Here is a 14,904-nt window from a genome sequence, read left to right on the forward strand (position 1 = left end):
TTATTTAATCTTTAAGCACAAATTTAATAATCGCGGCTGGGGTAACTTGTAATGAACTTGACCAAAAAAATTGTATTAGCAACCTGTGGCGTTTTAAGTGTTGCTGCTTTAACGGCTTGTCAATCACACCCAGAACCACAAGAACAATCTCATCGTATGATGGATGGTCGTCATGCAGATCGTATGACGCCTGAACAACGTGCCGAACATAAACAAATGCGTGCTCAACACAAAGAAATGTTCAAACAGATGAAACAGGCTTGTGAGGGTAAAACTGCTGGACAAACTGCTCAGGTGAAAGCCGGTACACAAACGATTGATGGTCAGTGTCAGGTGGTGTTCCAGCCTGATCAAAAACGCGGTCATGGCATGCGTATGGGGCAACCTCCTATGCAAGGTGATGAAGGTATGATGCGTCCACAACGCGGTGACAAACTAACCGATGCACAACGTCAGCAAATGGTGCAGCAATACGATCAACGTTTGAGAGAAAAACAAGCCTTCCAACAAGCCGTAGAAACTGCATGTAAAGGTCAAGCAGATGGTAAAGTGGTGCAAATTAAAGCAGGTGAACAAACCTTATCGGGTAAATGTGCGGTACGTTTCTTCCCGAATCAGCCGCAACCGAATGCCATGCCTACAGCAAAACCAGCAGCATAAGCAGATTTACAACAAAAAAGACGCCGCAAGCGTCTTTTTTTATGCCTAAATAGCAACATAACTTTTTACGTTTTTTGACTATTTGTATCATTAAAAAAAACATAAAAACGTTTACACTCAATGTACTTATAAAATTCAAGCCACCTTTTTTTGACTTTACAGTCACTAAGAAATGGGGGGCAAGTGCTTGTACCTTATAACAAGATGTTGCACGATTAACTTGTACTTAAAAACGTGTCATTGAAGGCACGTCACCATGTTTATTAGGATTATAACGCTGGTTAAAACCAGTATTGAGGAAAACCGACATGCCACAATACAAAGCGCCCTTACGTGATATGCAGTTCGTTTTGCATGAATTACTAAATGCTGAACAACATTATGCAAAACTTCCTGCTTTCCAAGAAACCGTAAGCCGTGAATTGGTTGACCAATATTTAGAAGCTGCGGCAGATTTCTGTGAAAATGAATTGTCTCCAATCAATCAAAGCGGTGACCGCGAAGGTTGTACTTGGAATGATGGTGTGGTGACGACACCAACTGGTTTTAAAGAAGCGTACCAAAAATATATCGAGTTAGGCTTCCCTTCACTTTCAGCAGAAGAACAATACGGCGGTCAAGGTTTACCAGTTTCTTTAGGTAACGTGATTTCAGAAATGGTCGGTACTGCAAACTGGGCTTGGGGTATGTATCCTGGGCTTTCTCACGGCGCAGTCCGTACTTTAGAACACCATGGTTCTACAGAACAGAAAGACGCTTACTTACCAAACCTTGTATCAGGTGTTTGGACAGGGACCATGTGCTTAACTGAATCTCATGCAGGTTCTGACTTAGGGATTATCCGCACTAAAGCTGAACCAAATGCTGACGGTAGTTATGCAATTACAGGCGAGAAAATTTTTATCTCTGCTGGTGAGCATGACATGGCAGAGAACATTATTCACATTGTACTTGCTCGTCTTCCTGGTGCACCAAAAGGTACCAAAGGGATTTCACTCTTCATCGTGCCAAAATTCAACTTAAATGCTGATGGTACTGTGGGTGAGCGTAATGCGGTACGTTGTGGTTCTATCGAACACAAAATGGGTATTCATGGTAACGCAACGTGCGTCATCAACTTTGACAACGCAAAAGGTTACTTGATTGGACCTGAAAACCGTGGTCTAAACTGTATGTTTACCTTCATGAACACAGCACGTATTGGTACTGCTGTTCAAGGTCTTGCTGCATCTGAAGGTTCATTCCAAGGTGCGCTTGCATATGCTAAAGATCGTTTAGCAATGCGTTCACTTTCTGGTCCTAAAGCACCTGAAAAAGAAGCAGATCCAATTATTGTTCACCCAGCTGTACGCAACATGTTGTTAACGCAAAAATCTTTTGCTGAAGCAGGTCGTGCATTGGTTTACTTATTGTCTTTCCATGCTGACATCGTAGAGCAAGGTGCAACTGAAGAAGAGCGTAAATACTCTGACAACATTTTGTCGTTGCTTACTCCAATTGCAAAAGCCTTCTTAACTGAAACAGGTTCTGAATCTGCAAAACACGGCGTACAAGTGTTTGGTGGTCACGGTTTTATTTCTGAACATGGTATGGAACAAATTGTTCGTGATACCCGTATCGCTTGCTTATACGAAGGTACAACCGAAATTCAAGCTTTGGACTTGTTAGGTCGTAAAGTTTTGGGTACTCAAGGTGCAATGTTGAAAGACTTCACTAAGATTATTCACAAATTCTGCGATGCCAACAAAGACAACGCTGCAATGAAAGAATTTGTTGAACCGCTTGCTGCACTCAACAAAGAATGGGGCGACCTCACCATGCAAATTGGTATGCGCGCTATGCAAAACCCAGATGAAGTCGGTGCTGCTGCTGTAGATTACTTGTATTTCTCTGGCTACGTCACGCTGGGTTACCTCTGGGCTCAAATGGCGTTGGTTGCACAGCAAACACTTGCTGCGGGTACCTCAGATGTTGACTTCTACAATGCCAAAGTGACCACTGCACACTTCTACTTCAAGAAAATCTTGCCACGTGTTCGTTCACACGTTGATGTGATTGCTGGTGGTGTAGAGCCATTAATGTCATTAGACGCAGAACACTTCGCGTTCTAACCATACTTTAATATTGCTTGCAATGTTAATTTAAGAAAAAAGGACTGGTCGGTTTTGACGGTCCTTTTTTTATGTAATCAATGCTAAATTTAATTCTATCAATAATACGTGTGAATGCGTGTTATTCCACATTCAGCACATGATGTATACAACAAAGGTGAACTAACTATGCCAATTTATAACGCACCGCTTGCAGATATGAAATTCATCTTAAATGATGTTTTTAACGCAGAACAATTCTGGCAGTCGAACGAAAATCTAGCGCATTTAGATGCTGCGACTGCAGAAGCTATTTTGGAAGAAATGGCAAAATTTGCGCAAAATGTAACGCTTCCGCTAAACCGTACAGGTGATGAGGAAGGTGCAACTTATAATAATGGCGCAGTAACTACACCTGCTGGTTTCAAAGAAGCATTTAAGCAATATGCCCAAGGTGGCTGGATTGGTTTAGGTGCAGAAGAAGAATGGGGCGGTCAAGGCATGCCAAAAATGCTGACTGTGCTTTCTGACGAAATGCTATTCGCAACCAACCCTTCTTTCATGCTTTACCCATTACTTTCTGTGGGTGCTGGTATGGCACTGAACAGTTATGCCTCTCAAGAGCAAAAAGAAACCTATTTACCTAAAATTTACTCTGGTGAATGGTCAGGCACCATGTGCTTAACAGAACCCCACTCAGGTACAGATTTAGGTATTATCAAAACTAAAGCTGAACGTAACGAAGACGGTACTTACAACATTACGGGTACTAAAATCTTCATTACTGGCGGTGACCACGACTTAGCTGAAAACATCATTCACTTGGTGTTGGCGAAAACTCCAGATGCACCTGCGGGTTCACGTGGTATTTCATTATTCATTGTGCCGAAATTCATGGTAAACGAAGATGGTTCAGTGGGTGAGCGTAATGCTGCTGGTCCAGGTTCAATCGAACACAAAATGGGCATCAAAGCCTCTGCAACTTGCGTCATGAACTTTGATGGTGCAAAAGGTTACCTCGTCGGTAAAGAAAACGAAGGTCTTGCAGCGATGTTCGTCATGATGAACTACGAACGTTTATCAATGGGTATTCAAGGTCTTGGCGCATCTGAATTTGCTTACCAAAATGCAGCACAATATGCGACGGATCGTTTACAAGGTCGTAGCGCTTCTGGTGTGAAATCTCCAAACAAACCAGCAGACAGTATTTTGGTGCATGGTGATGTACGTCGTATGTTGTTAAACGTACGTGCCAACAACGAAGCTTCTCGTGCATTTGCTGTGTATGTGGGTCAGCAGTTAGACATCACCAAATTCTCGACTGATGCGGCAGCGGTGAAAAAAGCCAATGACCGCGTTGCACTTCTTACACCAATTGCGAAAGCTTACTTAACTGACACTGCATTCCAAGCAACGCTTGATGCACAAATGTGCTTCGGTGGTCATGGTTATATCCGTGAATGGGGTATGGAACAATGTGTTCGGGACCTACGTATCGCACAAATCTACGAAGGAACCAATGGCGTTCAATCTCAAGACTTGATCGGTCGTAAAACCATTAAGTGTAACGGTGCCTACATTGCAGAATACATCGAAGAAATCCGTGATTTCGCTAATAGTTTAGATGCGGACTTAAACTTCATTAAAGACGCAACTTTGGATGCAGCGACAGAAATTGCCGACCTGACTCAATTCGTGCTTGCTCAAGCGGCTGAAAGCGTAGAATTCCCAAATGCAGCAGCAGTAGACTACTTACATGCTGTGGGCTTACTCAGCTTCGCTTATATGTTTGCTCGCATTGCCAATGCAGCAAAAGACAAAGATGGCGAGTTCTTCCAAAACAAATTGGCACTTGCTCAATACTTCGCACAACGTATTCTTCCAGAATTAGACATGCGTATTGCTAAAGTGAAAGCAGGTTCTGACTTGATTATGAATTTCAGTGAAAATTACTTCACTAGCCAAGCATAATCCCTAAGTGTAAAAAACGCCTGCTCTGTCAGGCGTTTTTTTATGCCACAATATTCATGTGCATGAAATTTGCTTATGATTGAATAAGTTGTTATTTCAAATAATAGGAGGTAAAGATGTCTGAACGAGATACTAAAGTGGTTAAAATTGAAACCCTCCTCGACCGATTAGGCAATTTAGCAGTTGAAAGCTTTCACTACATTGCCCTATTCATTATTGGCTGTATGGTGGCATGGTCCGCCGTGCATACCGTAATCGAAATCCTCACCGTCAAACAATACGCCACCATTGACGATATTCTGTTGTTATTTATCTATTTAGAATTGGGTGCCATGGTTGGCATTTATTTTAAAACCAATCACATGCCTGTCCGCTTTCTGATTTATGTGGCAATTACCGCCCTCACCCGTCTTTTGATTTCAGATATTCAACACGATCATAAAGCCGATATGGACTTGGTGATTATTACAGGTTCAATCTTGATTCTTGCGCTGGCCATTTTAATTGTGCGTTATGCGTCATGGACGTTTCCTTCCGTCATGCGTGATAAACATCAAGATCAACCCTTACCTCAAGGTAAAACCCCGCGCCCTGAAGATGATGAATTGGCTTAATTGAATCTTGTAAATCTAGCTTACCTACTTTCGAGCATGACCTCTGTGGCTACGTTCAAATCGGAAGTTGGTAAGTTTTTTCTCTATCTTGGGACTAACACATAGCGACCATTTTCAAAGATCCAGTACATGTTTTGTGGCGGTTCAGGTAAGCCTAAACGCTGCCAATCATTGATAATCCGATAATTTGAACTTTCAATGCGCGAATTGGCATCACCAAAAACATAACTGGTACTTTGATGATTGTATTGAGTATAAGTAGGCGCCTGTAAATTAATACTGACATTGGCTTGTGGTCGATTCCAATTTGGTGGCCGATGATCCTGTGGCGGATAAGGTCGGTTTGGATAAGGCGGTTGCGGTGGATAAGGTCGATAATTCGGGCGTTTGGTACTGGTGCCCTGATAGTTTGACCAGCCATTGGCATCTGCGAAGGCAGAGTTAGAACTCAGCATCAAGATGACTATCCCACATGCAAAACAGGACTTCACTTTCATCTGCTGCTCCCAACGATATTTGTTGATATTTTAACCTAAATTTATACCCAAGCATGCATAAAAATAGCAGGCTGGGCAAAGATTTGTACAGGATGTTATTCCTGCTCTGAATGTGAATTTTGATTGCTACGCTTTATGTTAAAATAATTTTTTTCATGGATTAGGTGGAACATTGTGGCGGAATTGAACTTTGAACGACTGCATCAATTTTTCTCAAAAGTACCGAGCGTACAAAAAAGATTAATCGACTCTTATGGAACAGATGGTCAACATGCGTGGTGGTTTAAATTCCAAATTAATGTCGATCATCCTCTTGCATGGCAAACCGTTCAAGAACTAGGACATGTACTGAATTACATTTCAACCAATGAACGTTTACCAACGCAATTTCTTCCAGTTTCGCCTCCACCTTATATGAATGGTGAAGCCAAGGAATTTCTGGCGTGGGTCATTCAATGTAATCACCCAGATTTTCCACCCGATGTGGTTTGTGACTGGCTTGAAGCCCGTTTACCACAACCTGTCGAAGATGAAACGCAGTGGAAAATCAAAACGGATTTACATGAATTAGACAATATGACCGACAAAGAGCTGGATCAAATCATTCCGCCAAATCCTCAGGTATAAACAACACCCCCTCTCAATTCCTGATCTAAATCAGGAATTTCCTCCCTTTAAATAAAGGGAGGTTAGCAGGGATTAAAAATTAAAACGTCGATAAACCACTCCATTCCATAAAACGATACAACGCATATTTCAACTTCGAGTCATCCGCATACTGGGTATAGTCCACACTCATTTGTTTCCCTTCAAGGTTTGACCATGCTGTATTAAAATACTGATTCGCATCTTGAAACACTTGGGCCTGAGTCGAACCCAATACACGCAAGTCTGTCTCTAAATTATAATTTTTAATATTTCTCGCAGTAAAATTGGCTGAACCTAAAATCATCTCACTGCTATTCGCACCCCGCTTCACAATCATTTTACTGTGGCATTGTTCACCTTGGGTATTACACCAACGCACAGCTATGCCCGCTTCATGTAACTCAGATGCCACCTGACGGTTTGGAATGCCATTTTTTTGACGTCCAAAAGCATCTTTATTCGGGTCAAGTAAAACCCGCAGTTGCACACCACGCTCCTGTGCTGCAATAAGGGCTTGAATAATTTGTCGTTCAGATAAATAGAACATTGCCAAATCAATCTGATCGTGTTTTTTTGCAGTCGTAATTAAGTTTAACGTCGCATCTAAAATTGCTTGTTCCGTCAAGACTTGCACTTGGGGTTCTGTTTTGGCGGCTTCAAACTCACCCAGAATAATCACAGGCATGTCACCACCAGACATTCGACCGACCGCTTGCTCAGTCTTTAAAATATCGATGGCGGTATTTCCCGTCACCACTAAAGCGATATTAGAGTGTCGTGAACTGCCATCATGTGGGTTCATCGAAGTAACTAAAGCCTTCCACCCCTGTGCAGTATCCACCACCAAAGTTTTACGATGATTGGCTTTAAAATTAAACAAATTAAAATAACTGCGTAAGGTAATTGGTTCTTTACCGAATGGATTTGGCAACCAACCTTTTTCAGGATTATTGCCTGCATTTTGACAGCATAAATACCAGAAACCTGACCAAGTTGGATTTGATGCCCGGAGTGGACGCAAATCGGTTTCAATCACATCAATGCCTGCCTGACGCAGTTGACGATAATGTTCAGGCGCTACGCCACCATAGACTGAATTAATGGGATCGGTAATAAATTTAATTTCAACCTGCGGAAACTGGCGACGTTTCGAAATTAAGGCATCGGTTAATTGTTGGGTTAAAGCTTGCTGTTGTAGTTTCGACTCACCCACTTCTTTATTGAATAAAAACATATCCAATACAATGGTGGTTTGGGCTTCATCAATCATTTTTAACATTTCATTAAAAATGACATGCTGTTGCTGCTGTTTGCCATCACGGGTTAAATAAGTCTGATCCGCTAAAAACTTCACTTGGGCATGCCGTAGTTTCCCTGTGTAATTTAAACCTTCGGGTAATGGCTTTAGCGTATGATAAATCCCTGAAGCCAAATAGCCCAGTGCCAAGAAACTGACAATCACCGCAACATAACGCTGCGGTGTCCAATTTAATTTATGATGAATTTTTCGGAAAATACGCATAAGAAAAAACCTAACCCAATAGGTTCAGGCTAGGTTTTCTTGACACATTTTTCAAGTGGCTTTGTGTGACATCACCTTGAATCCATTCAAAAAGCTGATAGTTCCTTAAAAACCAAACTCCAACCCAACTGTGAAGTTCCGCCCCATTTGTGGAAGTGTCGATAAGAATGACGCGTGGTTATATACGGTTTCATCTAACAGGTTATTGGCCTTGGCATAAACCCGATAATCTGTTTTATCCGAAAGGCGGGCGGCATAAGCTAAACCCAGATTTACCATATTGTAGCCATCAGTTTCTGTTTCATAGACTGCAATTTTGTCTTGCTTGAAGGCACGGTAATATTCCGCAGTTCCTGAAAAACCATCACCAAAATCAGCGTCAAAACGTGTTCCTACACGGCCACCAGGAACACGTGGTGCATCCCCTTCAGCATCAATTTTTCCACGCACATAGTCACCAAATAATGTGGCGGTATAAATTGGCGACAGTTGATAGGAGATTTCCCCTTCAGCCCCATAAAAGCGTGCTTTATCTTGCGTATATTGAATTAAACGAAAATCTTCATAACGATCCAGAGTTTGCGCATAAATATAATCATCAAACCAGTTATGGAACACATGAACATGATAGTTCAGTCGATCAGTATCGTAATGGAAACCCAATTCAAGGTTATTCGATTTCTCAACAGCTAAATTTTCATTGCCCAATTCATAGGTATTGGTCGCCAGATGCTTACCTTGTGAATACAGCTCCTGCGCCATCGGTAAACGTTCTTGATGAGAGGCCACCAAAGACAATTTATAATTCGGTGCAAATGCCCAGTTTGCTGCACCTGAATAGGAAAATGCGTGATCGTCATAATCTTTTTGTGGCGAATCAATATCGATACTTTGCTGATCAAAACGTGCTGCCAGTTCAAAATGCACATCGTTCCATTGGCGATGCTCTAAAGCAAACACACTCCATTTATCTGTGGTACTTGGCCCAGAAAATAACGCTTCTTCTCCCGTAATATCGAGTTTTTGGCGACCAAACTGCGTGCCAATTACCCCTTCCCATGCCCCAATCGGGTTATGCAGCAATTCTAAACGCGTGTCATAACCTTCGCTTTTAAAGGTTGTGGCAGCTTGACCTTCTTCAATTTCATCATGTTGATAATCGGTATAACTTGCTTGTACACGTAGTTTTTGGAAGCCTGCAAATGGGTCTGCCAACTCACTTCTAAAATCATAACGCTCGGATTTTAGATCGACCCAAGGACCAGTTTCATGTACGTGCTCGTCATGCGCTGAATCATGTTCGCCATGTGCTGAATGATCATCTTCATCCTCTCCACAGCCAATCAGTACATTTCCTGATGCTTCACAGCTTTCATATTCATGATTATGACCCGGCAATCCATATTGATCTTGACGATTGGTATAAGAAATTCCCGTAAAACCACGATCATAAATCCACGACAGTCCTAAAGTCACATTTTGAGACTCCGCAAAAGTGTTATCTACGCGATGTTCTTTTTCACCTTCATGAACATAATCTGGGGCAATATAATTATTTGCATCGCGTTTTAGGCCTTCAACACGTAATGCAACTTGATCCCCCAAACCAACTGTTACCCCTGCTGTAGCTAACTTTTCATCGTTGCCCGTGTTGTAACGTACACCAAGTTTTCCTTCATAGCCGTTCTCTGGCATCTGGGTGGGAATTTTATTGTCCGTGACATTAACTAAACCACCCACATTTCCAGCACCATACAATAAGGTTGATGGGCCACGTACAATTTCAATTTGCTTGGCCAAAGTGGGATCAACCGTCACCGCATGATCGGGCGATAAAGTGGATACATCCATGGTTTCAGAAGCATTTGCCAAGACTTTTACTCGTGCAGCATCTTGTCCTCGAATCACGGGGCGACTGGCACCTGGACCAAACTGATTGGAATAGACCCCGACCTGATCACTTAGTGCTTCACCTATGGTGGTACCGCCTTGTACCAACTGATCGCTCTTAATAACATTATCGGCAGCAGAATAATCCACTGCGGTCTGTACCAAAGGATGTGCTGTCACTTGAATGGTTTCTAATTTTTGCGTAGATTCATCATCTTGTGCAAATGCAGAAGGTGCGATTACCGCAAGAATCGCAACGGAAAGTAAATTCTTATGAAATAACATGAGTCAGGTTTGGTCTGGTGAAAGCTATTAATTGTTATAATATAACATTGCAATTATTTTGCAATAAAAAACAGAATCTACATGCTAAGTTCTTTATCCTGTTTGAGCGCAATATCCATTTTATCGCCTTATTTCGAATTATGGGATTAACCAGATTTCATGCCCTTTACCCTGTCTCATGCCGTTCTCGCACCTCCTCTTGCTAAACTCAGCAAAGGATATTTACCCACTGCTGCCCTCTCGATTGGTTGTATGACGCCCGATCTGATACGGCTTTTTACCCAACAAGATGGCGGAAAAACCCATCTGTGGAATGCTTTAATTTATCCGAATTTGGCAATTGGACTGATTTTTTGTCTGTTCTGGTATTTACTCTATCGCCCTGTGTTATATCGTTTTTTAGGATTACAAGATCCATTACAGCTCACACAACTCAAAACAAGCATGGGTTTTATTGTAGGCGTTGTCATCAGCATTTTGGTTGGGGTAAGTACCCATCTCATTTGGGACGGCCTGACCCATGTCGACTTCAGAACCTTTGCCTTTCATGATTTCCTGAGTCAAAGCATCTCCCTATTCGGGCAGAATTTTCCTGTGCATCGTGTGCTTCAAATTGGCACATCAATCGCTGCATTACCCATTCTTGTTTGGATGTGTATCCATTATTTTCAACAGTTTCGACAAAGAGAAAAAGTTTCGCTCAAGATTAAGCTCTATGCGTGGAGTTTATGTGGCTTAACGTTGCTGAGTGGTATTTATTCAGTTTGGGATTATGCTCGTTATTTTTCTCATGAAATCTGGGTCGCAGACCTTTACTATTTTACCGGGCGAAGCATCAATGAATTTAGTCAAACCGCTTTAGTCATCTTCAGCGCAGGCTGTCTTATTTTTATGTTCTTCGATCAAAAACAGTATTTCAAATAACCTTTTGTTCCCGAATTTTGCACCGAAACGTCCTGAAATAATGTGGAATTTGGATCTAGTCCTTGTGACAAAATCATCAACGAGGCATAATCCTTCCTTTACAGGCGGTACGCTGTTTACGTATGCGCTTCCTTAACCCATATAGTTGGATTTTATACGCTATGATGCGAACTCATTACTGCGGTTCTTTAACCGAAGCCCAAATTGATGAAACAGTAACCCTTTGCGGTTGGGTACATCGTCGCCGTGACCACGGTGGTGTTATCTTCCTCGACATGCGTGACCGTGATGGTTTAGTTCAAGTCGTTATTGATCCAGATACTCCTGAAGCATTCGCAACTGCGGACAAAGCACGTTCAGAATTCGTATTAAAAATTACAGGCCGTGTACGTCGCCGTTATGAAGGCACAGAAAATGCCAATATGGTGAGCGGTCAAATCGAAGTTTTGGGTAAAGACATTGAAGTTCTTGCTCAATCTGAAACTCCGCCATTCCCTTTGAATGACGAAAATACCAATATTTCAGAAGAAATTCGTTTGAAATATCGTTTCTTGGATATCCGTCGTCCAGAAATGTTAGAGCGTTTACGTTTCCGTTCTAAAGTGACTAACTTAATTCGTAATTACTTCGAAGATCACGGTTTCCTTGACGTTGAAACACCAATTTTGACCCGTGCAACGCCTGAAGGCGCACGTGACTATTTAGTGCCAAGTCGTGTTTCTAATGGTAGCTTCTACGCGCTTCCACAATCACCACAATTGTTCAAACAGTTGTTGATGGTGGGTGGTATTGATCGTTACTACCAAATCGCTAAATGTTTCCGTGACGAAGATTTGCGTGCAGATCGTCAGCCTGAATTTACCCAAATCGACGTTGAAACATCGTTCATGAGTGACGATGACATCATGGATTTAATGGAAGGCTTAACGGTTAAAATGTTCAATGAATTATTGAATGTAAAATTCGATAAATTCGAACGTATGACCTATGCAGACGCGATGCGTGACTATGCCTCTGACAAGCCAGATATGCGTATTCCGTTGAAACTGGTTGATGTTGCAGACTTAATGCAAGACGTTGAGTTCAAAGTCTTCGCTGGCCCTGCAAAAGACCCGAAAGGCCGTATTGTGGCTTTACGTGTGCCTGGCGCAGGTTCATTACCGCGTAGTGCGATTGACGAATACACTAAATTCGTTGGCATCTACGGTGCGAAAGGTTTGGCTTACATCAAAGTCAATGAACTTGAAAAAGGCATCGAAGGTCTTCAATCTCCAATCGTTAAATTTATCGAGCCAATCGTACTTGATCTATTGAAGCGTGTTGGTGCTGAAAATGGCGACATCGTATTCTTTGGTGCAGATAAAGCGAAGATCGTAAATGACGCGATGGGCGCACTTCGTGTGAAAATCGGTCATGACTTGAAACTTGCAACTTGCGAGTGGGCTCCGCTTTGGGTGGTTGACTTCCCAATGTTTGAAGAAACTGATGATGGCAAGTGGACCTCTGTGCATCACCCATTCACACTACCAAAATCAAGTGTTGAAGAAGTGAAGAACAACCCAGGCGCTGCGCTTTCTGTTGCTTACGATATGGTATTGAACGGCACTGAAGTCGGTGGTGGTTCACTACGTATTTATACTTTAGAAATGCAAAAAGCCATTTTTGAAGCATTAGGTATTGGTGAAGAAGAAGCAGAAGAAAAATTCAGCTTCTTACTCAATGCATTACGTTATGGCGCGCCTCCGCACGGTGGTTTGGCATTTGGTCTTGATCGTTTGATCATGTTAATGACTGGTGCATCTTCGATTCGTGATGTGATTGCATTCCCGAAAACCAAGACTGCTGAATGCCCATTGACGCAAGCACCTGCACCAGTTGAAGCAAACCAATTGCGTGACTTAGGCATTCGTTTACGCGAAAAACAAAAAGCTGAAGCAAAAGAAGCATAATCTTTCGCTTCACTCAAAACCCTGCCTTGTGCAGGGTTTTTTTATTTTTAATGAACAACTTTTTTGGACATTGTATTTTTACAGATCATTGCTATTTTTCTTTTGAACTTTTTCTTAATCACGCTTAGAGTAAGCAACGATAGCCTATATTCTGTTGCAACAGTTCTTGCCTTAATTATTCTATTTAAAAATCCATTTTGTTCTTAAGATGCTCTTCTTTTTTTGATTCTATCTATCATAGATTTTAAGTTTCTTTGCAAAATTTTCTCTTACCCTTTCTTGTAAAAAAGATGCTTGAGTCAAAATATGGCTATTTATTTCCTGCTTAAATTTATCGCAATTTTACCTTTGTCATTTTTACAAAAAGTCGCGCTTTGGATTGCCTATCTACTCTTTCATACAAACTCCTCCATCAAACGAATTACAGCGATTAATCTCCGATTGGCCTATCCAGAATTAAATGAAATAGAGTTACAACATCGGATTCGCCTTAGTATTCAAAGTCAATGTCTCACCTATATCGAATTTGTAAAATGCTGGGGAATGTCACCTCAATACAGCCTAGACTTACTCAAAAATATTCATGGTGCAGAGCTCTTAGAAAAGGCTTTAGCCAATCAAAAGGGCGTGATTGTGGTCGTTCCTCACTTTGGTTGTTGGGAACTGTTAAATGCTTGGTTAAATATTTATACGCAACCCATGATCATGTACAAACCTGACAAAATAAAAGGCGTGAATCGGTATATTTTAAATGCCCGACAGAAATTTAATGCCACCTTGGTACCAACAGATGAAACAGGAATACGTCAAATTTTTAAACATCTAAAGCAAGGTGGTCTGACTGTCGTTTTGCCTGATCATTTACCTAAAGCTTCTGGCGGAATTTATTCACATTTTTTCCAGCAAAATACACTATCGGCAACATTGGTTTCGAAAATGGCGGCCAAGACGCAATGCAATGTCATTGGCTTAAGCTGTATCCGTAATCCTGAATTATCCAGTTTTGATGTATATTGCACCGAATTGCCTCAAACAATTCTTTCAAAAGATTTACAACAATCTGTGGATAGCTTAAATCTTGCAATGCAAGAGATGATCCAGCTCGCGCCCGAGCAGTATATCTGGTCATACAAACGTTTCAGGAATTGTTATGGCAATGTCAATGTTTACTGCAAACAACCCACGATCTGACTTTTTGTAGATTATAAAAATGAAAGCTCAAATTTATATAAATTTATATAACATTGAGCTGATTGTTTTTATTCATTTGAGATCAATTCTGAGCAGTGGCATAATAGCCGCTGTTTTTATGTTGATAGATGAGCAAGCTTATGGCTATGCGTCCTGAAGTCCGCCGTCGTGGTCTGGTGGTAATTGTTTTTGCAGTCGTCCAGTGGTTATTCATGCGCTATATTCTTGCCAATGGTTTATTTAACTTAGACACCTCTGACCGTATTCTGTATTTCTGTGTGAGTAGTTTAGGTGGCGCCTTTGCGATTTTTGTCGGTTTGATTTATATGGTATTGAAAGGGAATGCTGACCGAAATTAATCACACCAATCATCACTGGTTTTAAGCTATACAATTTTACTGGTGGTGATAATACTCGTTATAAAATATGATAGATAAAGCTTTTAATCTTATTTATTTGTTAATATAAAAGGCTTCTGATCTTAATCATTATTATATTTCCAATCCACAAATGATCCACTTTACTAGGGCGTGTCCTTATTTGGCTTTACACCAAATGAACATACAAGCAATGTAAATCATAGACTGATAATTTCGTGCCAGCTTATCAAATCGGGTTGCAATCGCTCGAAAATGTTTTAACCTCGCAAAGGCATTTTCAACT

12 protein-coding genes and 1 pseudogene are annotated in these 14,904 nt (G+C 41.3%); 9 read left to right on the forward strand and 4 right to left on the reverse strand.

Going from position 1 to position 14,904, the window contains the following annotated elements; translation table 11 throughout:
- Positions 1-51 precede the first annotated feature (51 nt).
- From DCO44_RS10220 to DCO44_RS10235, 4 genes are all read left to right on the forward strand, one after another.
- Entirely contained in the window at positions 52-660 is a 609-nt protein-coding gene (locus DCO44_RS10220) for a hypothetical protein (protein ID WP_116761583.1), read from the forward strand.
- 308 nt (positions 661-968) lie between these two features.
- Positions 969-2,771, forward strand: a complete 1,803-nt coding sequence (locus DCO44_RS10225; RefSeq protein WP_116761585.1) for an acyl-CoA dehydrogenase C-terminal domain-containing protein — start codon at positions 969-971, stop codon at positions 2,769-2,771.
- A 168-nt stretch (positions 2,772-2,939) separates the two neighbouring features.
- Positions 2,940-4,721, forward strand: coding sequence for an acyl-CoA dehydrogenase C-terminal domain-containing protein (locus DCO44_RS10230; protein WP_116761609.1), 1,782 nt, complete (start codon positions 2,940-2,942; stop codon positions 4,719-4,721).
- Positions 4,722-4,837: 116 nt separating this feature from the next.
- The gene (locus DCO44_RS10235; protein WP_116761587.1) at positions 4,838-5,335 is read left to right on the forward strand and encodes a phosphate-starvation-inducible protein PsiE; all 498 of its coding nucleotides are present in this window, start codon (positions 4,838-4,840) and stop codon (positions 5,333-5,335) included.
- Positions 5,336-5,418: 83 nt separating this feature from the next.
- Here the strand turns inward: DCO44_RS10235 and DCO44_RS10240 are convergent, their stop codons facing one another.
- The gene (locus tag DCO44_RS10240; protein WP_116761589.1) at positions 5,419-5,832 is read right to left on the reverse strand and encodes an RcnB family protein; all 414 of its coding nucleotides are present in this window, start codon (positions 5,830-5,832) and stop codon (positions 5,419-5,421) included.
- 174 nt (positions 5,833-6,006) lie between these two features.
- Between DCO44_RS10240 and DCO44_RS10245 the strand changes: the two genes are divergently transcribed.
- Entirely contained in the window at positions 6,007-6,459 is a 453-nt protein-coding gene (locus tag DCO44_RS10245) for a hypothetical protein (protein ID WP_116761591.1), read from the forward strand.
- Positions 6,460-6,538: 79 nt separating this feature from the next.
- On the opposite strand, the gene DCO44_RS10250 is transcribed toward DCO44_RS10245, so the two are convergent.
- The gene (locus tag DCO44_RS10250) at positions 6,539-8,002 is read right to left on the reverse strand and encodes a phospholipase D family protein (protein ID WP_116761593.1); all 1,464 of its coding nucleotides are present in this window, start codon (positions 8,000-8,002) and stop codon (positions 6,539-6,541) included.
- A 105-nt stretch (positions 8,003-8,107) separates the two neighbouring features.
- Positions 8,108-10,177: a zinc piracy TonB-dependent receptor ZnuD gene (gene znuD / locus DCO44_RS10255; protein ID WP_116761595.1), complete on the reverse strand. Its 2,070-nt coding sequence runs from the start codon at positions 10,175-10,177 to the stop codon at positions 8,108-8,110.
- A 159-nt stretch (positions 10,178-10,336) separates the two neighbouring features.
- Here znuD and DCO44_RS10260 point away from each other — a divergent pair, with 159 nt between their 5' ends.
- The 4 genes from DCO44_RS10260 (at position 10,337) to DCO44_RS10275 (ending at position 14,600) form a co-directional block, all read left to right on the forward strand.
- A complete protein-coding gene (locus DCO44_RS10260; RefSeq protein WP_116761597.1) occupies positions 10,337-11,101 on the forward strand; it encodes a DUF4184 family protein in 765 nt (254 codons plus the stop codon).
- Positions 11,102-11,262: 161 nt separating this feature from the next.
- The gene (gene aspS / locus DCO44_RS10265; RefSeq protein WP_116761599.1) at positions 11,263-13,050 is read left to right on the forward strand and encodes an aspartate--tRNA ligase; all 1,788 of its coding nucleotides are present in this window, start codon (positions 11,263-11,265) and stop codon (positions 13,048-13,050) included.
- Positions 13,051-13,356: 306 nt separating this feature from the next.
- Entirely contained in the window at positions 13,357-14,241 is an 885-nt protein-coding gene (locus DCO44_RS10270; RefSeq protein ID WP_116761601.1) for a lysophospholipid acyltransferase family protein, read from the forward strand.
- 140 nt (positions 14,242-14,381) lie between these two features.
- Positions 14,382-14,600 (forward strand): hypothetical protein, encoded by a 219-nt coding sequence (locus DCO44_RS10275; protein WP_116761603.1) that lies wholly within the window; start codon positions 14,382-14,384, stop codon positions 14,598-14,600.
- Positions 14,601-14,777: 177 nt separating this feature from the next.
- On the opposite strand, the pseudogene DCO44_RS10280 reads toward DCO44_RS10275, so the two are convergent.
- A pseudogene (locus DCO44_RS10280) lies at positions 14,778-14,904 on the reverse strand (IS5/IS1182 family transposase); the annotation flags it as partial.

Origin of the sequence: Acinetobacter sp. AM, from assembly GCF_003105055.1 — a bacterium.
GTDB classification, from domain to species: Bacteria; Pseudomonadota; Gammaproteobacteria; order Pseudomonadales; family Moraxellaceae; genus Acinetobacter; species Acinetobacter tibetensis.